General features: G+C 58.1%; 17 protein-coding genes. 13 read left to right on the top strand and 4 right to left on the bottom strand.

All coding sequences use genetic code 11. The features are described 5' to 3' along the window. Nucleotides 1-19 precede the first annotated feature (19 nt). Entirely contained in the window at nucleotides 20-808 is a 789-nt protein-coding gene (locus tag J3D54_RS16725) for a VacJ family lipoprotein (protein ID WP_253420285.1), read from the bottom strand. After that, a complete protein-coding gene (locus tag J3D54_RS16730; protein ID WP_253420288.1) occupies nucleotides 801-2099 on the bottom strand; it encodes a serine/threonine protein kinase in 1299 nt (432 codons plus the stop codon). Before J3D54_RS16730 ends, J3D54_RS16725 begins: the two co-directional genes overlap by 8 nt. A 221-nt stretch (nucleotides 2100-2320) precedes the next feature. Between J3D54_RS16730 and J3D54_RS16735 the strand changes: the two genes are divergently transcribed. After that, nucleotides 2321-2689: a hypothetical protein gene (locus J3D54_RS16735; protein ID WP_253420291.1), complete on the top strand. Its 369-nt coding sequence runs from the start codon at nucleotides 2321-2323 to the stop codon at nucleotides 2687-2689. A gap of 97 nt (nucleotides 2690-2786) precedes the next feature. Here J3D54_RS16735 and J3D54_RS16740 read toward each other — a convergent pair whose 3' ends face one another. Further along, nucleotides 2787-4382: a beta (1-6) glucans synthase gene (locus J3D54_RS16740; RefSeq protein WP_253426645.1), complete on the bottom strand. Its 1596-nt coding sequence runs from the start codon at nucleotides 4380-4382 to the stop codon at nucleotides 2787-2789. A gap of 298 nt (nucleotides 4383-4680) precedes the next feature. Here J3D54_RS16740 and J3D54_RS16745 point away from each other — a divergent pair, with 298 nt between their 5' ends. The 3 genes from J3D54_RS16745 (at nucleotide 4681) to J3D54_RS16755 (ending at nucleotide 7694) form a co-directional block, all read left to right on the top strand. Then, entirely contained in the window at nucleotides 4681-5532 is an 852-nt protein-coding gene (locus tag J3D54_RS16745) for a glycine betaine ABC transporter substrate-binding protein (protein ID WP_253420294.1), read from the top strand. Nucleotides 5533-5727: 195 nt separating this feature from the next. Next, nucleotides 5728-6039 carry a DUF485 domain-containing protein gene (locus J3D54_RS16750; protein ID WP_008026759.1) on the top strand — a complete coding sequence of 104 codons (312 nt, stop codon included), beginning with the start codon at nucleotides 5728-5730 and terminating at the stop codon, nucleotides 6037-6039. Beyond that, entirely contained in the window at nucleotides 6036-7694 is a 1659-nt protein-coding gene (locus J3D54_RS16755; RefSeq protein ID WP_253420297.1) for a cation acetate symporter, read from the top strand. The genes J3D54_RS16750 and J3D54_RS16755 overlap by 4 nt, the downstream gene beginning before the upstream one ends. 574 nt (nucleotides 7695-8268) lie before the next feature. On the opposite strand, the gene gltA is transcribed toward J3D54_RS16755, so the two are convergent. Then, nucleotides 8269-9558: a citrate synthase gene (gltA, locus tag J3D54_RS16760; protein ID WP_105339798.1), complete on the bottom strand. Its 1290-nt coding sequence runs from the start codon at nucleotides 9556-9558 to the stop codon at nucleotides 8269-8271. Nucleotides 9559-9921: 363 nt separating this feature from the next. On the opposite strand from gltA, the gene sdhC reads away from it, so the two are divergent. The 9 genes from sdhC (at nucleotide 9922) to sucD (ending at nucleotide 21301) form a co-directional block, all read left to right on the top strand. Further along, on the top strand, nucleotides 9922-10296 hold the full coding sequence (gene sdhC / locus J3D54_RS16765) for a succinate dehydrogenase, cytochrome b556 subunit (RefSeq protein ID WP_015096190.1): 375 nt from the start codon (nucleotides 9922-9924) through the stop codon (nucleotides 10294-10296). Continuing rightward, nucleotides 10290-10658 (top strand): succinate dehydrogenase, hydrophobic membrane anchor protein, encoded by a 369-nt coding sequence (sdhD, locus tag J3D54_RS16770; protein ID WP_253420300.1) that lies wholly within the window; start codon nucleotides 10290-10292, stop codon nucleotides 10656-10658. The genes sdhC and sdhD overlap by 7 nt, the downstream gene beginning before the upstream one ends. Before the next feature lie 3 nt (nucleotides 10659-10661). Continuing rightward, complete coding sequence (gene sdhA, locus J3D54_RS16775; protein WP_019648150.1) at nucleotides 10662-12434, top strand: succinate dehydrogenase flavoprotein subunit; 1773 nt, start codon at nucleotides 10662-10664, stop codon at nucleotides 12432-12434. 11 nt (nucleotides 12435-12445) lie between these two features. Beyond that, nucleotides 12446-13150, top strand: a complete 705-nt coding sequence (locus J3D54_RS16780) for a succinate dehydrogenase iron-sulfur subunit (protein WP_007936040.1) — start codon at nucleotides 12446-12448, stop codon at nucleotides 13148-13150. 262 nt (nucleotides 13151-13412) lie between these two features. Continuing rightward, nucleotides 13413-16244, top strand: a complete 2832-nt coding sequence (locus J3D54_RS16785; protein WP_253420303.1) for a 2-oxoglutarate dehydrogenase E1 component — start codon at nucleotides 13413-13415, stop codon at nucleotides 16242-16244. 42 nt (nucleotides 16245-16286) lie between these two features. Then, nucleotides 16287-17507 (top strand): 2-oxoglutarate dehydrogenase complex dihydrolipoyllysine-residue succinyltransferase, encoded by a 1221-nt coding sequence (odhB, locus tag J3D54_RS16790; protein WP_010456848.1) that lies wholly within the window; start codon nucleotides 16287-16289, stop codon nucleotides 17505-17507. Nucleotides 17508-17617: 110 nt separating this feature from the next. Beyond that, nucleotides 17618-19054: a dihydrolipoyl dehydrogenase gene (gene lpdA, locus J3D54_RS16795; RefSeq protein ID WP_253420306.1), complete on the top strand. Its 1437-nt coding sequence runs from the start codon at nucleotides 17618-17620 to the stop codon at nucleotides 19052-19054. Nucleotides 19055-19253: 199 nt separating this feature from the next. Further along, nucleotides 19254-20420 carry an ADP-forming succinate--CoA ligase subunit beta gene (sucC, locus tag J3D54_RS16800; protein WP_007919879.1) on the top strand — a complete coding sequence of 389 codons (1167 nt, stop codon included), beginning with the start codon at nucleotides 19254-19256 and terminating at the stop codon, nucleotides 20418-20420. Then, the gene (gene sucD / locus J3D54_RS16805; RefSeq protein WP_007919877.1) at nucleotides 20420-21301 is read left to right on the top strand and encodes a succinate--CoA ligase subunit alpha; all 882 of its coding nucleotides are present in this window, start codon (nucleotides 20420-20422) and stop codon (nucleotides 21299-21301) included. The genes sucC and sucD overlap by 1 nt, the downstream gene beginning before the upstream one ends. The last annotated feature ends 102 nt before the right edge of the window (nucleotides 21302-21403 follow it).

Genomic DNA, 21403 nt, shown 5'->3' on the forward strand with positions numbered 1-21403 from the left:
TTTTTTGTTACCGGCGAAGTTACTCGGCGATCTGCAGTTTGCGGGCCTCGGTATACACGTAACGCACTTTTTCATACTCGAACGGTGTGTTCATCTGGCCGTAGCGGAAGCTGTTCTGATGGCGTTTGTCGATGGCGCGCAGCACCCAGATTTCCGGGTGGTTGGAGCTGACTTCGGAAACGTTCAGGAAGTTGATCGCCGATTCGCCGGTGTAGTCAACCGCCAGGCCCGCGGTGTCACGCAGGTTCGATGGGCCGAGGATCGGCAGCACGAAGTAGGCGCCGCCCGGTACGCCGTAGAAGCCCAGGGTCTGGCCGAAGTCTTCGCTCTGGCGCGGCAGGCCCATGGCGGTGGCCGGATCCCACAGGCCGGCGACACCGATGGTGGTGTTGAGCAGCAGGCGGGCGGTGGTGTTCAGCGAGCGCTGACCCTTGAATTGCAGCAGGCTGTTCACCAGGTTCGGCACATCACCGAGGTTGTTGAAGAAGTTGCTGACACCGGAGCGCAGGAAGCTTGGGGTGACGTAGCGATAGCCGTTGACCACAGGCAGGAACACCCATTGGTCGAAACGGTAGTTGAAGTGGTAAACGCGGCGGTTCCACTCTTCCAGCGGGTCATAGACGTTCAGCGCGTTGAGCGATGAGCGTTCGAACTCGCGCTGGTCCAGGCCCGGGTTGAATTTGAGTTTGCTCAGCGGTTCCTTGAAGCCGTCTTTATCGATCACCACTGGGGCATTGGCTTTGCTGTTGTCGGCATTGGCGACGCCTGCACAGAGTAATGCTGCGATCAGCAGGAGGTATTTAGCCACGGAAAAACTCCAGCATGGCGTCGCTGTTGACGCGATAGTTGAGGTTGCCGCAATGGCCGCCCAATGGATAAACGGTCAGACGGTCGCCAAAGGTGCGGCGCAGAAAGCCCAGGTCGCCAGGGCCGAGGATCACGTCGTCGGCGTTGTGCATGACGGCGATTTTCGGGCTGTCGTGCAGGTAGTCCTTCAGTGCATACAGGCTGACCTGATCGATCAGTTGCAGCAGGCTGCCGCCGTCGGTGCGGGCGCGCCACATCGGGATGACCTGCTCGGTGATATAGCAATCGAAGTCGCACTGCAGCGCGCGTTTGAGGAACGGCGTGAGGGTGGTGCCTTCGGTGATCGGGTATTTCGGTGGTGTGATCAGGCCGCGACGGTTGATCAGGTCCGAGGTAAAGGCGATGTCTGCGGCCGAGAAACGGAACGAAGTGCCGATCAGCATCGCCATCTGCTCGTTGCTCAGGTGTTGCTTGGACTGCTGGAAGTCGTAGAGCAGAGCGTCGTTGAGGTCGATATAGCCCTTCTGCTGGAAGTAGCGAGTCAGTTTGTTCAGCACCAGCTCATAGAAGGTGGTGGTGTTGTTGATGCCTTTCACCTCTGTCTGTACCAGCTTGTCCAGGTTGGTGACCGAGGTGTAAAGGTTGACCGGCGGGTTGAGCAGCAAGACTTTCTTGAAATTGAAGCTGCGACGGGTTTCATCCAGATGCGCAACAAAGGCCGCATCCAGGGCGCCGAGGCTGTAACCGGTCAGGAAATAATCGGTGACCGGCAGTTTCGGGTTTTGCGCCCGCACGGCCTGCATCACCCGGTACATGTCTTCAGCATCTTCCTTGGTCACGCCCGGGGTGGCAAAACGCGAGGCGGCGGTCATGAAGTCGAAGCTGGTGGGCGACGACAGCTGCACCACGTGATAGCCGGCCTTGTAGTAGAGCTTTTTCAGGTATTCGTTGAGGGTGCTGTCATAGCGTGCACCGGTGCCGGAGATCAGAAAAATCAACGGCGCGGCATGATCCTGCGTGGCAATGCGATAGGTGAGTTTTTTTACCGGCCAGAAGTTGTCCGGCAGGCTGAATTCACGCTCCGGGCGCAATGTGACGCTGCGATCCTCTTGATTGATATCGCTGTCCAACGGCAATTCCGGGCGCAACTCCGGTGGTGTCGTGGCGATGGTCGCCTCGAACGGGTTGGTCAGGGGATAGCCATAACTGGCGGCATCAATGTCGGCCGCCAGTACGGACGCACTTAAAAGCAAGCCGCCAAACAGGGCGGCGAAGCGCAAGGAACGGAGCATGACTAGATCCCTTAGAGGAAGGTGCCGGATGAAGTTCGCAGGCTATGACCATCGGATTTGGGCCAAAGTGCCATGCATTGGCAGCAAACAGGCCTGATTTCGGAGCAACGGTAGCAGGACGATACACTTTGCAGATATTTGGTGAACAGTTAATTGATGTTATTTGCTTACCGCGAGCGGGGGATTAAGCTGGCCGCCGATTTCGTTTATTGGAGTGCTTCATGTCCCGCCGTCTGCCCGTGATTCTGCTGCTCGTTCTTCTGCCATTGTGGCTGGCCGCCAGTTATGGCGCCCGTTATGGCTTCATGGAGGATGCTCAATGGGTGGGCATCTGCGTTGATGAGGCCAGTCGTTGGGAATGCCAGGTGCGTTCGAACCTGGGCTTGATGATTCATTTCAAGGTGCTGGGCTGGGTGGCATTGGCGGCCGCCGTGACCGGTTTTGTGCTGCCGGGGCGGGCAGGGTGGTGGGTGGCGGTATTGGCGCTGGTGTTCGGGTTTCCGGCGCTGGCGTTGTACACCACCACGTTGGCGGTGTTTGCGCTGGTGATTGCTGCTTTGCGTCTGGTCCGGGCTTCTCGTAGCGTCTGATAGTCAGCCTTCGCGGGCAAGCCCGCTCCCACAAGGATTGCGTAAACCCTGTAGGAGCGAGGCTTGCCCGCGAAGGGGTCATTGAATACGCTGAAGATCAGCCCTTGCGAACCCGCAAACTGCGCCACAACGCCGCGACCATCAACATACTCACGAGCGCCCAGCCCCAGGCCTGCTGATTCTGTAAACCTTCACGAAACAGCTGCGGCGCAATGCCGACGCCGATGATGAAGGTCAGCACGGCGATTTCCCGACGCGGCACGCTCACCGGGCGGCACAGGTACACCAGCGCCGGCAGGATGAAGGCGACACTCGGGAAGCTGCGATAACGTGGGTCGAACACCAGCTCCAGCATCATCACCGCCGCGGCAAAACCTGCCGCTGCCAGCCACCAGTCGGCCCGACGCTCCAGCGCATTGAAGGCGCGTCCACGCCAACCGGTGCGGGCGCTCAAGGTCAGCGTGGCATGGGCCAGCACCAACAGATTCAACCCCGTCAGCAACGCTACCCACAACCACTCACTGGCAAACCGGGTGGTGACACGGGCCAGGTCGCCCCAGGCGCCAATCGAACAGGCCGCCAAGGCACCGAGCAATGGCAGCACCAACGCCGCGCGGGTGCTGCGAACTCGACCGCCGAGGATCAGCGTACCGATGAAGATCAAGCCGCCCACCGCCAGCCATTGCGACCAGTACGGCACGTTCGAGACCGGCCCGGCGAGCACGCCTTTGTCCTGGCGATCGGCGTCGAACAGTCCCCAATAACCGCCCACGGCACCTTCGCTGGCGCGTTTCCAGGGCTGGTCAAAAGCCTCGATCAGGTTGTAATGCCAGCCTTGCTGTTCGGCCATGACGACAAAACCACGAATGAACTTGGCTTCATTGACCCGACTCGGCAGCGCCGTTTCGCGCTGACGACCTTCGCTCGGCCAACCGGTTTCGCCAATCATTACGTCCTTGGGGGCGAACTTGTTGCCGAACACCTGACGTACTTCGGCTACATGCTGCAGCGCGGCGTCGATATTCGACGGATCGTCTTCCCAGTAAGGTAATAAATGGATGGTCAGGAAATCCACCGCCGGGGCGACTTCCGGGTGTTTGAGCCAGAACTCCCAGACGTCGGCGTAGGTCACCGGCTGTTTGACCTGGCTTTTGACTTTGTTAATCAGCGTTGCCAACTGCGCGCCAGTGACTTCCTTGCGCAGCAGGGTTTCGTTGCCGACGATGACCGCGGTCACCACATCCGGGTTGGCATTGGCCGAGGCGATCAGCAGGTCGACTTCTTTGGCGGTGTCCACCGGGTTGCTGTTGACCCAGGCGCCAATCATTAGCTTCAAGCCGTGCTTGCGCGCCAGATCGGGCAGGGCCTCGAGGCCGGTCATGGAATAGGTGCGGATGCATTCGAAACGGGTCGCCAGCAGTGCCAGGTCTGCGTCCATGCGCTCGGGGCGCAGTTTGAACGGTACGTCGAATGGCGATTGGTCCTTGTCGAACGGGGTGTAGGAGGCGCATTGCAGCTTATGCGTTGCGCTGGCTACATCCGGCAGGATTACCGGTTTGCCGAGGCCGTACCAGAAGCCGCCAAGGGCAAAAAGCCCCAGCAGGCAAGCGAAGAGATAAGCCAAAAATGGGAAACGTGATGTCGCGGGCATGTTCAGGCCGTCTGGGAGCAAAGCCGGGCATGTTACCTGTATTTGTCCCGCGCTTGGTGGCCCGCATGGTTTTGACATGCAAAGTTCGGGCGGGATAGTCGATGCATTCTTAGCGGATGCGATTAATGGCTTTCTGATGTCGTTTCTCGATGCCTTGAGGTCGCTGGCAGAGCAGGTCACTGTTGGCTTCGGGTTGATGATCGACACGTCAGTGCTCTCATCGATAAATCGTGCTGATGATCGAACGAGTTTGCGGTGGGCGTGATGGGGGCCTGTGCACCATAACAATACGTTGAGCGACTCGGCATCCGTCGAGTGCAGCACTTTCGGGGAAGTAACGATGAAGATGCGACGACTTTTGGGCGCAGGTGCCGCTTTGGTGCTGGCGATCAGCTCTACTATGGCCAGCGCTGAAGGCAAGGCAGTGACTATCGGTTATGTCGACGGCTGGTCGGACAGCGTCGCCACGACCAACGTGGCAGCAGAAGTGATCAGACAGAAACTCGGTTATGACGTGAAGCTGCAAGCCGTTGCCACCGGGATCATGTGGCAGGGCGTGGCCACTGGCAAGCTCGACGCCATGCTGTCGGCGTGGCTGCCAGTGACTCACGGCGAATATTGGGCGAAGAACAAGGATCAGGTCGTTGACTATGGTCCGAACTTCAAGGATGCGAAAATTGGTCTGATCGTGCCGGAGTACGTCAAGGCCAAGTCTATTGCGGATCTGAAAACCGACGACAGCTTCAAGGGCCGTATCGTTGGCATCGACGCCGGTTCAGGCGTGATGCTCAAGACCGATCAGGCCATCAAGGATTACGGCCTGGACAATTACACCCTCAAGGCCAGTTCCGGCGCCGGCATGATTGCCGAGCTGACCCGTGCCGAGAAGAAAAACGAGTCCATTGCCGTCACCGGTTGGGTGCCGCACTGGATGTTCGCCAAGTGGAAACTGCGCTTCCTGGAAGACCCGAAAGGCGTTTACGGCGCGGCTGAAACCGTGAACAGCATCGGCAGCAAGGAGCTGGCAACCAAAGCGCCTGAAGTTGCGAAGTTCCTGAAGAACTTCCAGTGGGCGTCGAAAGACGAAATCGGCGAAGTCATGTTGGCGATTCAGGACGGTGCCAAGCCTGAAGTCGCAGCGAAGGATTGGGTGGCCAAACACCCGAATCGCGTTGCCGACTGGACCAAGTGATTTGAGCTGAAGCGTTTGGTCTACACCTCTCAAGGCCCCTTGGCTTAAATGCCAAGGGGCTTTTTGCTTTCTGTGGGGGGCACGGTGAGGCGAACAGTCATGTCGTTCTAATACTAAGGTCGTCTGGAACCTGTCCGGTAGCCGCATAGAGTGGATAACGTTCCAACTAAAATCTGTGCTGCGAGGATAAAAACAATGAACGACAGCATTTACCTCTCGATTCAAAACAGCCCGCGCTTCAAGGAGCTGGTTAGCAAGAGGGAACGATTCGCCTGGATTCTTTCAGCGATCATGCTTGGGTTGTACTCCGGATTCATCCTTTTGATCGCCTACGGGCCGCATATTCTGGGTGCGAAAATCAGCCCAGAGTCTTCTATCACCTGGGGCATTCCGATCGGTGTCGGGCTGATTGTTTCGGCCTTTATCCTGACGGGCATCTACGTACGACGCGCCAACGGCGAATTCGACGACTTGAACAATGCGATTCTCAAGGAGGCTCAGCAATGATCCGGCGTCTAATCGCTCTCTTGAGCATCGCAGCCTTTGCACCGGGCGCCTGGGCGGCTGAGGCCCTGACGGGCGCAGTGCAGAAACAACCGCTCAACGTCTCCGCGATCATGATGTTCGTGGTGTTCGTGGGAGCAACCTTGTGCATCACCTATTGGGCGTCCAAGCGCAACAAATCGGCGGCCGACTACTATGCGGCGGGTGGCAAGATCACCGGTTTCCAGAATGGTCTGGCGATTGCCGGTGATTACATGTCCGCGGCGTCCTTCCTGGGCATTTCCGCCCTGGTGTTCACCTCCGGCTACGACGGCCTGATCTACTCGATCGGCTTCCTGGTGGGTTGGCCGATCATTCTGTTCCTGATCGCCGAGCGTCTGCGTAACCTGGGCAAGTACACCTTTGCCGACGTGGCGTCCTATCGCTTGGGGCAAACCCAGATCCGCTCGCTGTCGGCGTGCGGTTCGTTGGTGGTGGTGGCGTTCTACCTGATCGCGCAAATGGTCGGTGCCGGCAAGCTGATTCAGCTGCTGTTCGGCCTGGACTATCACGTTGCGGTGATCCTGGTCGGTATCCTGATGTGCCTGTATGTGCTGTTCGGCGGCATGCTGGCGACCACTTGGGTACAGATCATCAAGGCGGTGCTGTTGCTGTCCGGTGCCTCGTTCATGGCGCTGATGGTGATGAAACACGTCAACTTCGACTTCAACATGCTGTTCTCCGAAGCGATCAAGGTTCACCCTAAAGGTGAAGCGATCATGAGCCCGGGCGGTCTGGTGAAAGATCCGGTTTCGGCGTTCTCCCTCGGCCTGGCGCTGATGTTCGGTACCGCTGGCCTGCCGCACATTCTGATGCGCTTCTTCACCGTGAGTGACGCGAAAGAGGCGCGTAAAAGCGTGCTGTATGCAACCGGCTTCATTGGCTACTTCTACATCCTGACGTTCATCATCGGTTTCGGCGCGATCTTGCTGGTCAGCACCAACCCGGCCTTTAAAGATGCGGCTGGCGCACTGTTGGGTGGTAACAACATGGCGGCGGTGCATTTGGCCAATGCGGTGGGTGGCAGTATTTTCCTGGGCTTCATCTCGGCGGTGGCGTTCGCGACCATCCTGGCGGTGGTGGCCGGTCTGACGCTGGCCGGTGCCTCGGCGGTGTCCCATGACCTGTATGCCAGCGTGATCAAGAAGGGCAAGGCCAACGAGAAGGACGAAATCCGCGTCTCGAAAATCACCACCATCGCCCTGGCGGTGCTGGCGATCGGCCTGGGCATTCTGTTCGAGAAACAGAACATCGCGTTCATGGTAGGCCTGGCGTTCTCCATCGCGGCGAGCTGCAACTTCCCGGTGCTGCTGCTTTCCATGTACTGGAAGAAGTTGACGACTCGCGGTGCGATGATTGGTGGCTGGCTGGGGTTGGTCAGTGCCGTTGGCTTGATGGTGCTGGGGCCAACCATCTGGGTGCAGATCATGGGGCACGAGAAGGCGATCTTCCCGTATGAGTACCCGGCGCTGTTCTCGATGATCATTGCCTTTATTGGGATCTGGTTCTTCTCGATCACTGACAAGTCCACTGCGGCTGACAATGAGCGGGCGCTGTTCTTCCCGCAGTTTGTGCGTTCGCAGACCGGGTTGGGGGCGAGTGGGGCGGTTTCGCACTGAGGTTTCTTATATATAAGCTGCGCTGACACAAATGCCCCGGTCGAGAGATCGGGGCATTTTTATTGGGGCAGGCAAAGCAAGATCAAAGGCCAAAGCAAAGGCAAGATCAAAAGATCGCAGCCTTCGGCAGCTCCTACAGGGGAACGCGTTCACTTGAAGTCAGGCCGGCCGGTAGGCCGCCTCGCTTTGGCTTTTGCGGTGCACGCCCCCTCGAGAGGCCGAGTGGAGGTTCTGCGCAGTGGGCAACCCGGCATGGATGCCGGGTTAGCCGCCCCCGGCCATGGATGGCCGATGGCGGCGGGCCCACGGAGCGGGACCGGAGCGAGGGCACCCTGAGCCTAGGCGAAGGGCCGAACGAAAGGGGCAAGAGCGCTTTGGTTACTTTCCGCCGGGCCGCGCAGGCTTTTCGAAAGTGACTCGCTGTAAGAGCGAAACCATAGGCGGCCGTTATCGAAAAACGGATATGCACACGGTCAATGAGTCAATTGGTTCTCAGATTGCACAAACAAAAACGGCCTCTATCTACATAGAGGCCGTTCTCGGTACAGCTCAAGACGTTATCGCAAGACAGGTCTTACTTGCGGTCTTCAAGCCGGGTGATGTCACGCGACTCGTAGCCGGTGTACAGCTGGCGCGGACGGCCGATCTTGTACGGGCTGGAGAGCATTTCTTTCCAGTGGGAGATCCAGCCGACGGTCCGCGCCAGGGCGAAGATCACGGTGAACATGCTGGTTGGAATGCCGATCGCCTTGAGGATGATCCCCGAGTAGAAGTCGACGTTCGGGTACAGCGAGCGCTCGATGAAGTACGGGTCGGTCAGGGCGATCTCTTCCAGGCGCATGGCCAGTTCGAGTTGCGGATCGTTGGTGATGCCCAGTTCCTTCAACACTTCGTCGCAGGTCTGCTTCATGACGGTAGCGCGTGGGTCGCGGTTTTTGTAAACCCGGTGACCGAAGCCCATCAGTTTGAACGGATCGTTTTTGTCCTTGGCCTTGGCGATGTACTTGTCGATGTTCGAGACATCGCCAATTTCATCGAGCATGGTCAACACGGCTTCGTTCGCACCGCCGTGGGCAGGGCCCCACAGTGCAGCGATACCGGCGGCGATACAGGCGAACGGGTTGGCACCCGACGAACCTGCCAGACGTACGGTGGAGGTCGATGCGTTCTGTTCGTGGTCGGCATGGAGGATGAAGATCCGGTCCATGGCCTTGGCGAGTACCGGGCTGATCGGTTTGATCTCGCACGGGGTGTTGAACATCATGTGCAGGAAGTTTTCCGCGTACGACAGGTCGTTGCGCGGGTACATCATGGGTTGGCCCATGGAGTACTTGTAAACCATTGCGGCCAGGGTCGGCATCTTGGCAACCAGGCGGATCGCAGAGATTTCGCGATGCTGCGGGTTATTGATGTCAAGGGAGTCGTGGTAGAACGCCGAGAGGGCGCCCACTACACCGCACATGACGGCCATCGGGTGGGCGTCGCGACGGAAGCCGTTGAAGAAGGTCTTCAACTGCTCGTGGACCATGGTGTGGTTCTTCACGGTGCCGACGAACTGGGCCTTCTGTTCTGCGGTTGGCAGCTCGCCATTGAGCAGCAGGTAGCAGGTTTCCAGGTAGTCCGACTTTTCAGCCAGCTGTTCGATCGGGTAGCCGCGGTGCAGCAGAATGCCGTTGTCGCCGTCGATATAGGTGATCTTCGACTCACAGGAGGCGGTCGACATGAAACCAGGGTCAAAGGTGAAACGGCCCGTGGCCGTCAGGCCCCGAACGTCGATAACATCGGGACCAACGGTGCCGGTTAAAATGGGCAGCTCGACGGGGGCTGCGCCCTCGATGATCAACTGCGCTTTTTTGTCAGCCATGTGGCCTCCTATTTATGCTTGAAATCATCAGACAGACCCCCCACGCAGGGCCCGCACCACTATAGTGAGATAAATTCGAATGTCAATTTGCCTAAAGTCTTGCTCCAGAAGGCTTTAACCGGACTTTTTTCTCGAAATTGTCTGCCGTTTACGCCTTTTATGTCACTTGTGCAATCCGCTATTAGGGGAAGGTGAACGCGTTGTCATTAGTAGCCTAACTGTCTATACTCGGCCACCGACCGCCAGGGGCTTTTGGGCCTGCTTTATTGGGGGTCGCATCCCTGGGTAGTGGTTACCTGACCAGTGCACTCCCCAACAACTTTGCCCTGATTGTTAGGGGCTCTTCAGTGTGAAAAAAAAGCCGTGAAAAGCCAACGACCTGTAAACCTAGACCTAAGGACCATCAAACTCCCCATCACCGGCGTTACGTCGTTTCTTCACCGTGTTTCCGGCATCATCCTCTTCCTGGGCCTTGGCTTCATGCTGTATGCATTGGGCAAGTCTCTGGGTTCCGAGGAAGGTTTTGCCGAGGTGAAGGCATGCTTGACCAGTCCGCTGGCCAAGTTCGTAGCATGGGGCCTCCTGTCCGCTCTTCTGTATCACCTGGTAGCCGGTGTGCGCCACTTGATCATGGACATGGGCATCGGTGAGACGCTGGAAGGCGGCCGCCTGGGCTCGAAAATTATCATCGCCGTTTCCGTGGTGTTGATCGTTCTGGCAGGAGTTTGGATATGGTAACCAGCGTTACGAACCTTTCGCGTTCGGGCCTCTATGACTGGATGGCGCAACGTGTGTCTGCGGTTGTTCTCGCGGCTTATTTCATCTTCCTGATCGGATACCTCGTTGCGAATCCTGGCATTGGCTACGTCCAATGGCATGGCCTGTTCGCCCACAACGGGATGCGTATCTTCAGTCTGCTGGCCCTTGTGGCCCTGGGTGCTCACGCCTGGGTCGGCATGTGGACCATCGCGACCGACTACCTGACGCCGATGGCGCTGGGCAAGTCCGCGACTGCAGTACGTTTCCTTTTCCAGGCAGTATGCGGCGTTGCGATGTTCGCTTACTTCGTCTGGGGTGTGCAGATTCTCTGGGGTATCTGATCCATGGCTAACATTCCAACGATTTCTTTCGACGCCATCATTATTGGTGGCGGCGGTGCTGGCATGCGCGCTGCGCTGCAACTGGCACAAGGCGGTCACAAGACTGCCGTGATCACCAAGGTTTTCCCGACTCGTTCGCACACCGTATCGGCCCAGGGTGGCATCACCTGCGCCATCGCGTCTGCCGACCCGAACGATGACTGGCGCTGGCACATGTACGATACCGTCAAGGGTTCCGACTACATCGGTGACCAGGACGCTATCGAATACATGTGTCAGGAAGGTCCGGCTGCCGTTTACGAGCTGGACCACATGGGCATGCCGTTCTCGCGTACCGAGCAAGGTCGTATCTACCAGCGTCCATTCGGCGGCCAGTCGAAGGATTACGGTAAAGGCGGGCAGGCCGCTCGTACTTGCGCTGCTTCCGACCGTACCGGTCACGCTCTGCTGCACACCCTTTATCAGGGCAACCTGAAAGCCGGTACCGTGTTCCTGAACGAGTACTACGCTGTCGATCTGGTGAAGAACGGCGAAGGCGAGTTCGTCGGTGTGATCGCCATCTGCATCGAAACCGGTGAAACCACCTACATCCGTGCCAAGGCCACCGTACTGGCCACCGGCGGTGCAGGTCGTATCTACGCTTCGACCACCAACGCCCTGATCAACACCGGTGACGGCGTTGGCATGGCGCTGCGTGCCGGCGTACCGGTACAAGACATCGAAATGTGGCAGTTCCACCCGACCGGCATCGCCGGCGCCGGTGTACTGGTGACCGAAGGTTGCCGTGGTGAAGGTGGTTACCTGATCAACAAGCACGGCGAGCGTTTCATGGAGCGTTATGCTCCTAACGCCAAAGACCTTGCCGGTCGTGACGTGGTTGCCCGTTCGATGGTTAAAGAAATCATCGCTGGCAACGGTTGCGGTCCGAATGGCGACCACGTAATGCTCAAGCTCGACCACCTGGGCGAGGAAGTGCTGCACAGCCGTCTGCCAGGCATCTGCGAACTGTCCAAGACTTTCGCACACGTTGACCCGGTCGTCGCTCCGGTTCCGGTTGTTCCGACCTGCCACTATATGATGGGCGGCGTTGCCACCAACATTCATGGCCAGGCGATCACTCAGGACGCCGAAGGCAAAGACACCATCATTCCAGGTCTGTTCGCGGTTGGTGAAGTGGCTTGCGTATCGGTTCACGGTGCCAACCGTCTGGGCGGCAACTCGTTGCTCGACCTGGTGGTCTTCGGTCGTGCGGCCGGTCTGCACCTGGAAAAAGCGCTGACCGATGGTATCGAATACGACGACGCCACCGATGCCGACATCAATGCGGCCCTGTCGCGTCTGTCCGCTCTGAACGAGCGTACCGATGGTGAAGACGTGGCAACCCTGCGTCGCGAGCTGCAAAGCTGCATGCAGAACTACTTCGGTGTATTCCGTACCGGCGAATACATGCAGAAGGGTATTGCTCAACTGGCTGATCTGCGTGGCCGTATCGCCAACGTCAAGATCAACGACAAGAGCCAGGCGTTCAACACCGCGCGTATCGAAGCGCTGGAGCTGCAGAACCTGCTGGAAGTGGCCGAAGCTACCGCCATCGCAGCAGAAGTACGTAAAGAGTCCCGCGGTGCTCACGCCCGTGAAGACTTCGAAGACCGTGACGATGAAAACTGGCTGTGCCACACCCTGTACTTCCCGGGTGAGAAGCGCGTTGCCAAGCGTGCAGTGAACTTCTCGCCGAAGACTGTTCCGACTTTTGAACCTAAGATTCGGACTTATTAAGGGTGGCCGCCATGTTGAAAGTCAGTGTTTATCGTTACAACCCTGATCAGGACGCTGCGCCGTTCATGCAGGAATTCCAGGTTGATACCGGTGGTAAAGACCTGATGGTGCTGGACGTGCTGGCCCTGATCAAAGAGCAGGACGAAGGTTTCTCCTATCGTCGCTCTTGCCGTGAAGGTGTTTGCGGCTCCGACGGCATGAACATCAACGGCAAGAACGGTCTGGCATGCATCACGCCGCTGTCCGCCGTTGTAAAAGGTAACAAGCTGATCGTTCGTCCTCTGCCAGGTTTGCCGGTTATCCGTGACCTGGTCGTCGATATGAGCATCTTCTACAAGCAATACGAAAAGGTTAAGCCATACCTGCAGAACGACACGCCGGCTCCGGCCATCGAGCGTCTGCAGTCCCCTGAAGAGCGTGAAAAGCTCGACGGTCTGTACGAGTGCATCCTGTGCGCTTGCTGCTCGACTTCGTGCCCGTCCTTCTGGTGGAACCCGGACAAGTTCCTGGGCCCGGCTGCTCTGCTGCAAGCGTACCGCTTCCTGGCAGACAGCCGCGACACCAAGACGTCCGAGCGTCTGGCTTCGCTGGATGACCCGTTCAGCGTATTCCGCTGCCGGGGCATCATGAACTGCGTCAACGTTTGTCCGAAAGGCCTGAACCCGACTAAGGCCATCGGTCACATTCGTAACATGCTGCTGCAAAGCGGCGTGTGATTCAGCTGTTGTACCCGTAGGACCGCAATACCCGTAGATGCTACGGCGCAGGCTTCAACCGGCGCCGTAGTTTTAACCTGAGCAGCAGCCCATAAGGCTGCGGCTCTTATTTTGAAGAAATGAGACAAGCAGGGGCATCCGGGCTGGTACCCGGACTATCAGCGTGATCCTAAGTGGCTTGTTTTAGTCGCTGCATTCGGACTTCTGCAAGTTTGCTCGGTGTCGACGCCGGTGGTGTTCCCCTAACCGAGGGTGACCAAGCATGCAAGAAAGCGTGATGCAGCGCATGTGGAACAGCGCCTACCTTTCCGGTAGTAACGCTGCCTATGTGGAAGAGCTCTACGAGCTCTACCTGCACGACCCTAACGCTGTGCCAGAAGAGTGGCGCACCTACTTCCAGAAGTTGCCTGCTGATGGCAACACTGCCACCGATGTTTCGCACTCCACAATTCGCGATCATTTCGTCTTGCTGGCAAAGAACCAGCGCCGCGCCCAACCGGTTTCCGCCGGCAGCGTGAGCAGTGAGCACGAGAAGAAGCAAGTTGAAGTGCTGCGATTGATCCAGGCCTACCGTATGCGTGGCCACCAGGCAGCCCAGCTTGACCCGCTGGGGCTGTGGCAGCGTCCTGCACCTGCAGACCTGTCAATCAATCATTACGGCTTGACCAATGCCGATCTTGATACGACCTTCCGTGCCGGCGACCTGTTCATCGGCAAAGAGGAGGCGAGCCTACGCGAAATTCACGAAGCGTTGCAGCAGACATATTGCCGCACCATCGGCGCTGAATTTACGCATATCACCGATTCCGAGCAGCGCCAGTGGTTCCAGCAGCGTCTGGAAAGCGTGCGCGGCCGTCCGACGTACTCCGTCGACATCAAGAGCCACCTGCTTGAGCGCGTCACCGCCGGCGAAGGCCTGGAAAAATACCTCGGGACCAAATACCCGGGTACCAAGCGTTTCGGTCTGGAAGGCGGCGAGAGCCTGATTCCGATGCTCGACGAGCTGATCCAGCGTTCCGGTTCCTACGGCACCAAGGAAATCGTGATCGGCATGGCCCACCGTGGTCGTCTGAACGTGCTGGTCAACACCTTCGGCAAGAACCCGCGCGAGCTGTTCGACGAGTTCGAAGGCAAGAAGAAGGTCGAGCTGGGGTCCGGTGACGTTAAATATCACCAGGGCTTCTCGTCCAACGTGATGACCGCCGGCGGTGAAGTTCACCTGGCCATGGCGTTCAACCCGTCTCACCTGGAAATCGTTTCTCCGGTGGTCGAAGGTTCGGTCCGCGCCCGTCAGGATCGTCGTAACGACCCTACTGGCGAGAAGGTACTGCCGATCTCCATCCACGGTGACGCGGCATTCGCCGGTCAAGGTGTGGTCATGGAAACCTTCCAGATGTCGCAGACCCGCGGTTTCAAGACCGGCGGCACCGTGCACATCGTGATCAACAACCAGGTCGGTTTCACCATCAGCAACCCGCTGGACTCGCGCTCTACCGAGTACGCGACCGACGTTGCGAAGATGATCCAGGCGCCGATTCTCCATGTGAATGGCGATGATCCGGAAGCCGTGTTGTTCGTGACCCAGCTGGCCATCGACTACCGCATGCAGTTCAAGCGTGACGTGGTGATCGACCTGGTCTGCTACCGTCGTCGCGGCCACAACGAGGCCGACGAGCCTAGCGGCACCCAGCCAATCATGTATCAGCAGATCACCAAACAGCGCACCACCCGGGAGCTGTATGCCGATCGTCTGACCCAGGGCGGTGTGCTGGACGCAGAGCGTGTTCAGGCGAAAGTCGACGAATACCGCAACGCGCTGGACAACGGTCTGCACGTGGTAAAAAGCCTGGTCAAAGAGCCGAACAAAGAGTTGTTCGTGGACTGGCGTCCGTATCTGGGCCACGCCTGGACCGCGCGTCACGACACTCGCTTCGATCTGAAAACCTTGCAGGAACTGTCCGCCAAGCTGCTGGAAATCCCGGAAGGCTTCGTGGTTCAGCGCCAGGTCTCGAAAATCTACGAAGACCGTCAGAAGATGCAAGCCGGCGGCCTGCCGATCAACTGGGGTTACGCCGAAACCATGGCGTACGCGACCCTGGCGTTCGAAGGTCACCCGATTCGCATGACGGGTCAGGACATCGGTCGCGGTACGTTCTCGCACCGTCACGCTGTCTTGCACAACCAGAAAGACGCGGGTACCTACATCCCGTTGCAAAACCTGTACAAGGGCCAGCCACGTTTCGACCTGTACGATTCGTTCCTGTCCGAAGAAGCCGTGCTGGCGTTCGAATACGGTTACTCGACCACCACGCCTGAGGCGCTGGTGATCTGGGAAGCCCAGTTCGGCGACTTCGCCAACGGTGCCCAAGTGGTTATCGACCAGTTCATCACCAGTGGCGAGCACAAGTGGGGTCGTCTCTGCGGTCTGACCATGCTGCTGCCGCACGGTTATGAAGGTCAGGGTCCGGAGCACTCTTCGGCTCGTCTGGAGCGTTACCTGCAGCTGTGCGCCGAGCACAATATTCAGGTAGCCGTGCCGACTACACCGGCTCAGATCTACCACTTGCTACGTCGTCAGGTGATTCGCCCGCTGCGCAAGCCGTTGATCGTTCTGACTCCGAAGTCGCTGCTGCGTCACAAACTGGCCATCTCGACCCTGGAAGATCTGGCCGAAGGTTCGTTCCAGACCGTTATTCCGGAAATCGATGCCCTGGACCCGAAAAAGGTCGAGCGCGTTGTTCTGTGTAGCGGCAAGGTCTACTACGACCTGCTGGAAAAACGCCGTGCCGAAGGTCGTGATGACATCGCCATCGTGCGTATCGAGCAGCTGTACCCATTCCCTGAGGACGACTTGAAAGAAGTCCTGGCTCCTTACACCAACGCCAAGCATGCCGTTTGGTGTCAGGAAGAGCCGATGAACCAGGGTGCCTGGTACTGCAGCCAACACCACTTGCGTCGTAGCATCAGTACGCTCAACAAGTCTCTCGTACTCGAGTACGCGGGTCGTGAGGCTTCTGCTGCACCTGCTTGTGGTTATGCATCGATGCACGCTGAGCAGCAGGAACAACTGCTGCAAGACGCCTTTACTGTTTAACGCCTTCGCGCACCTGAAACCGAATTTAAGGACCCACAGATAATGGCTATCGAAATCAAAGCCCCCACTTTCCCGGAATCGGTTGCCGATGGCACCGTTGCCACCTGGCACAAAAAACCGGGCGACGCCGTCAAGCGCGATGACCTGATCGTCGACATCGAAACTGACAAAGTCGTATTGGAAGTGTTGGCTACCGCTGACGGCGTGCTGGGCGCTATCGTCAAGAACGAAGGCGACACCGTTCTGTCCGACGAAGTCCTGGGCTCCATCGAAGCGGGCGGCGCTGCTGCCGCTCCAGCTGCTGCCGCTGCTCCGGCCGCTGCACAAGCTGCTGCTCCAGCCGCTGAAGGCGAAGATGATCCTGTTGCTGCACCGGCTGCTCGCAAGCTGGCTGAAGAAAACGGCATCAACATCGCTTCCGTTGCCGGCACTGGCAAAGGCGGTCGTGTGACCAAGGAAGACGTTGTTGCCGCTGTAGCTGCCAAGAAAGCCGCTCCGGCTGCCGCGCCTGCCAAGGCTGCTGCGCCTGCCGCTGCTGCTCCAGTGTTCGCTGCCGGCGATCGCATCGAGAAGCGCGTACCGATGACCCGTGTGCGGGCCACCGTTGCCAAGCGTCTGGTTGAAGCTCAATCGAACATGGCAATGCTGACCACTTTCAACGAAGTCGACATGACCGAAGTCATGGCTCTGCGTTCGAAGTACAAGGACCTGTTCGAGAAGTCCCATAATGGTGTACGCCTGGGCTTCATGTCGTTCTTCGTGAAAGCGGCCACCGAGGCGCTGAAACGCTTCCCGGCTGTTAACGCGTCGATCGACGGTGCTGACATCGTTTATCACGGCTATGCTGACGTCGGTGTGGCTGTTTCCAGCGACCGCGGCCTGGTTGTACCGGTTCTGCGTAACGCCGAACTGATGAGCCTGGCTGAAATCGAAGGCGGCATCGCTACCTTCGGCAAGAAAGCCCGTGACGGCAAACTGTCGATGGACGAAATGACCGGTGGTACGTTCACCATCACCAACGGTGGTACCTTCGGTTCGATGATGTCGACTCCGATCGTCAACCCGCCACAAGCGGCCATCCTGGGCATGCACAACATTCTGCAGCGTCCTATGGCGATCAATGGTCAAGTCGTTATCCGTCCGATGATGTACCTGGCGCTGTCCTACGATCACCGTTTGATCGACGGCAAAGAAGCTGTGACCTTCCTGGTTACCATCAAGAACCTGCTGGAAGACCCGGCTCGTTTGCTGCTGGATATCTGATTTCGTTGCACGGGCCGCTCAGCGATGAACGGTCCTTCTGTAATGACCAGCTTCGTCCCACGACGGTCCCCAAAAGGGGCCGTCCGGTTTGATTCGAGAAGGAATGACACATGACTCAGAAATTCGACGTGGTAGTGATTGGCGCGGGCCCTGGCGGCTACGTGGCTGCCATTAAAGCAGCGCAACTGGGCCTCACCACTGCCTGCATCGAGAAATACACCGACAAGGAAGGCAAACTGGCCCTCGGCGGTACTTGCCTGAACGTCGGCTGCATTCCATCCAAGGCGCTGCTGGACAGCTCCTGGAAGTTTCACGAAGCGCAAGACGGCTTCGCGATCCACGGTATCAACCACGCTGGCGTGACCATGGACGTGGCAGCGATGGTCGGCCGTAAAGCCAACATCGTTAAAGGCCTGACCTCCGGTGTTGCGACCCTGTTCAAGGCGAACGGCGTCACTTCGATCCAGGGCCACGGCAAACTGCTGGCCGGCAAGAAAGTCGAAGTCACCAAGCCTGACGGTTCGGTAGAAATCATTGAAGCCGAGAACGTGATTCTGGCTCCAGGTTCGCGTCCGATCGACATTCCACCGGCTCCGGTCGACCAGAATGTGATCGTCGATTCGACGGGTGCTCTGGAATTCCAATCCGTGCCAAAACGCCTGGGTGTAATCGGCGCTGGTGTTATCGGTCTGGAACTGGGTTCGGTATGGTCCCGTCTGGGCGCAGAAGTCACCGTTCTCGAAGCACTGGATACCTTCCTGATGGCAGCGGACACCGCTGTTTCCAAGGAAGCGCTGAAAACCCTGACCAAACAGGGTCTGGACATCAAGCTGGGCGCTCGCGTAACCGGTTCCAAAGTGAACGGCGACGAAGTCGTTGTGAACTACACCGATGCCAACGGCGAACAGAACATCACTTTCGACAAGCTGATCGTAGCCGTTGGTCGCCGTCCGGTGACCACTGATCTGCTGGCCGCTGATTGCGGCGTGACCCTCGACGAGCGCGGTTTCGTGCACGTTGACGATCACTGCGCCACCACCGTGCCGGGCGTTTACGCCATCGGTGACGTGGTTCGCGGCATGATGCTGGCTCACAAAGCCTCGGAAGAGGGCATCATGGTTGTCGAGCGCATCAAGGGCCATAAAGCCCAGATGAACTATGACCTGATCCCTTCGGTTATTTATACTCACCCGGAAATCGCGTGGGTCGGTAAAACCGAGCAGGCCTTGAAAGCTGAAGGCGTAGAAGTTAACGTCGGCACCTTCCCGTTCGCAGCCTCTGGCCGTGCCATGGCCGCCAACGATACCGGTGGTTTCGTCAAGGTCATCGCTGATGCCAAGACTGACCGCGTATTGGGCGTCCACGTGATTGGTCCGAGCGCTGCAGAACTGGTTCAGCAGGGCGCGATCGGCATGGAATTCGGCACCAGCGCTGAAGACCTGGGCATGATGGTTTTCTCCCATCCGACCTTGTCTGAAGCCTTGCACGAAGCAGCGTTGGCAGTGAATGGCGGCGCCATCCACATCGCCAACCGCAAGAAACGCTAAGCGGATAATAAGAAACCACGGCGGTACGGCCCGTCGTGAGCCTTGCGAGCAAGACTCACCGCGGAATGTCCGCTGGACGCAGTCTTGCGTAACTGCACCGGGTACCCGGAAAGGTTACGCAAGCAGCAGTCACAGGTGGTGCGGCACTTGAATGAGTGCAGCACCGAATGCGCAGTACCTAACGAAGACGGTAATAAGCATGAATCTTCACGAGTATCAGGGTAAGCAGCTGTTCGCTGAGTACGGCCTGCCAGTATCCACCGGTTACGCGGTAGACACCCCGGAAGCAGCAGCAGAAGCTTGCGACAAAATCGGCGGCAGCGAATGGGTTGTCAAAGCCCAGGTTCACGCCGGTGGTCGCGGTAAAGCGGGCGGCGTAAAGCTGGTTCGCAGCAAAGAAGACGCTAAAGCATTCGCACAGCAGTGGCTGGGCAAGCGTCTGGTGACTTACCAGACTGACGCCAATGGTCAGCCAGTCACCAAGATCCTGGTTGAATCGTGCACTGATATCGCTAAAGAGCTGTACCTGGGCGCTGTCGTTGACCGTTCGAGCCGTCGCATCGTGTTCATGGCTTCCACCGAAGGTGGCGTGGACATCGAGAAAATCGCTCACGACACTCCAGAAAAAATTCTGAAAGCCACTATCGATCCACTGGTTGGCGCTCAGCCATTCCAGGGTCGCGAGCTGGCATTCCAGCTGGGTCTGGAAGGCAAGCAAGTTGCTCAGTTCGCCAAGATCTTCGTAGGTCTGGCCAAGCTGTTCAAGGATCACGACCTGGCTCTGCTGGAAGTGAACCCGCTGGTGATCAAGGCTGACGGCGATCTGCATTGCCTCGACGCCAAGATCAACATCGACGCCAACGCCATGTACCGTCAGCCTAAGCTGAAGACTTTCCACGATCCGTCGCAAGACGATCCGCGCGAAGCGCACGCTGCCAAGTTCGAACTGAACTACGTAGCGCTGGAAGGCAACATCGGTTGCATGGTCAACGGTGCTGGCCTGGCCATGGGTACCATGGACATCGTCAACCTGCATGGCGGCAAGCCAGCCAACTTCCTCGACGTGGGCGGCGGTGCTACCAAAGAACGCGTAACCGAAGCGTTCAAGATCATCCTGTCCGACACTAACGTCGCTGCAGTACTGGTCAACATCTTCGGCGGCATCGTTCGTTGCGACATGATTGCCGAAGGCATCATCGGCGCTGTGAAAGAAGTCGGCGTGAAAATCCCGGTTGTTGTTCGCCTTGAAGGCAACAACGCTGAGCTGGGCGCTAAAGTACTGGCAGAAAGCGGTTTGAACATCATCGCTGCTACCAGCCTGACCGACGCTGCTCAACAAGTTGTCAAAGCTGCGGAGGGCAAATAATGAGCGTCCTGATCAATAAAGACACCAAAGTTATCTGCCAGGGTATTACCGGTTCGCAAGGTAGTTTCCACACCCAGCAAGCCATCGAGTACGGCACCAAGATGGTTGGCGGCGTAACTCCAGGCAAAGGCGGCACCGAGCACCTGGGTCTGCCAGTGTTCAACACCGTGAAAGACGCTGTAGCTGCCACTGGCGCCACCGCCAGCGTGATCTACGTTCCAGCTCCTTTCTGCAAGGACTCCATCCTGGAAGCAGCTTTCGGCGGCATCAAGCTGATCGTTTGCATCACTGAAGGCATTCCTACCCTGGACATGCTGGATGCCAAGGTCAAGTGCGACGAGCTGGGCGTAGTCCTGATCGGTCCTAACTGCCCAGGCGTGATCACTCCAGGCGAATGCAAGATCGGCATCATGCCAGGTCACATTCACTTGCCAGGCAAAGTCGGTATCGTTTCCCGTTCCGGCACCCTGACCTACGAAGCTGTGAAGCAGACTACTGACGCCGGTTTCGGTCAGTCGACTTGCGTCGGCATCGGTGGTGACCCGATCCCGGGTTCGAACTTCATCGACATCCTGAAGCTGTTCCAGGAAGACCCGAAGACCGAAGCGATCGTGATGATCGGCGAGATCGGCGGTTCGGCTGAAGAAGAAGCGGCTGCCTACATCAAGGCACACGTGACCAAGCCGGTTGTTTCCTACATCGCTGGTGTGACTGCTCCTCCGGGCAAGCGCATGGGCCATGCTGGCGCAATCATCTCTGGCGGCAAAGGCACTGCAGACGAGAAATTCGCTGCTCTGCAAGACGCAGGCGTTAAAACCGTGCGTTCGCTGGCAGACATCGGCAAGGCCCTGGCCGAGCTGACTGGCTGGGCCGTCAAGTAAGCCTCGCGCTTAACTGACGCTTCACCCAACAAAGGCCACCTTCGGGTGGCCTTTGTCATTTCCGGGATTTGTGTTGGCCGTGCGGACGCCATCGCGGGCAAG

It is taken from the genome of Pseudomonas sp. GGS8, assembly GCF_024168645.1.
GTDB lineage: Bacteria > Pseudomonadota > Gammaproteobacteria > Pseudomonadales > Pseudomonadaceae > Aquipseudomonas.

Excerpts from the sequence above, each read along its gene's own strand:
- sucC (WP_007919879.1), top strand. The coding sequence starts at position 19,254 with ATGAATCTTCACGAGTATCAGGGTAAGCAGCTGTTCGCTGAGTACGGC.
- sucD (WP_007919877.1), top strand. The coding sequence starts at position 20,420 with ATGAGCGTCCTGATCAATAAAGACACCAAAGTTATCTGCCAGGGTATT.
- sdhD (WP_253420300.1), top strand. The coding sequence starts at position 10,290 with ATGGTAACCAGCGTTACGAACCTTTCGCGTTCGGGCCTCTATGACTGG.
- sdhA (WP_019648150.1), top strand. The coding sequence starts at position 10,662 with ATGGCTAACATTCCAACGATTTCTTTCGACGCCATCATTATTGGTGGC.
- J3D54_RS16750 (WP_008026759.1), top strand. The coding sequence starts at position 5,728 with ATGAACGACAGCATTTACCTCTCGATTCAAAACAGCCCGCGCTTCAAG.
- J3D54_RS16755 (WP_253420297.1), top strand. The coding sequence starts at position 6,036 with ATGATCCGGCGTCTAATCGCTCTCTTGAGCATCGCAGCCTTTGCACCG.
- J3D54_RS16780 (WP_007936040.1), top strand. The coding sequence starts at position 12,446 with ATGTTGAAAGTCAGTGTTTATCGTTACAACCCTGATCAGGACGCTGCG.
- J3D54_RS16745 (WP_253420294.1), top strand. The coding sequence starts at position 4,681 with ATGAAGATGCGACGACTTTTGGGCGCAGGTGCCGCTTTGGTGCTGGCG.
- gltA (WP_105339798.1), bottom strand. The coding sequence starts at position 9,558 with ATGGCTGACAAAAAAGCGCAGTTGATCATCGAGGGCGCAGCCCCCGTC.
- J3D54_RS16785 (WP_253420303.1), top strand. The coding sequence starts at position 13,413 with ATGCAAGAAAGCGTGATGCAGCGCATGTGGAACAGCGCCTACCTTTCC.
- J3D54_RS16735 (WP_253420291.1), top strand. The coding sequence starts at position 2,321 with ATGTCCCGCCGTCTGCCCGTGATTCTGCTGCTCGTTCTTCTGCCATTG.
- lpdA (WP_253420306.1), top strand. The coding sequence starts at position 17,618 with ATGACTCAGAAATTCGACGTGGTAGTGATTGGCGCGGGCCCTGGCGGC.
- J3D54_RS16730 (WP_253420288.1), bottom strand. The coding sequence starts at position 2,099 with ATGCTCCGTTCCTTGCGCTTCGCCGCCCTGTTTGGCGGCTTGCTTTTA.
- odhB (WP_010456848.1), top strand. The coding sequence starts at position 16,287 with ATGGCTATCGAAATCAAAGCCCCCACTTTCCCGGAATCGGTTGCCGAT.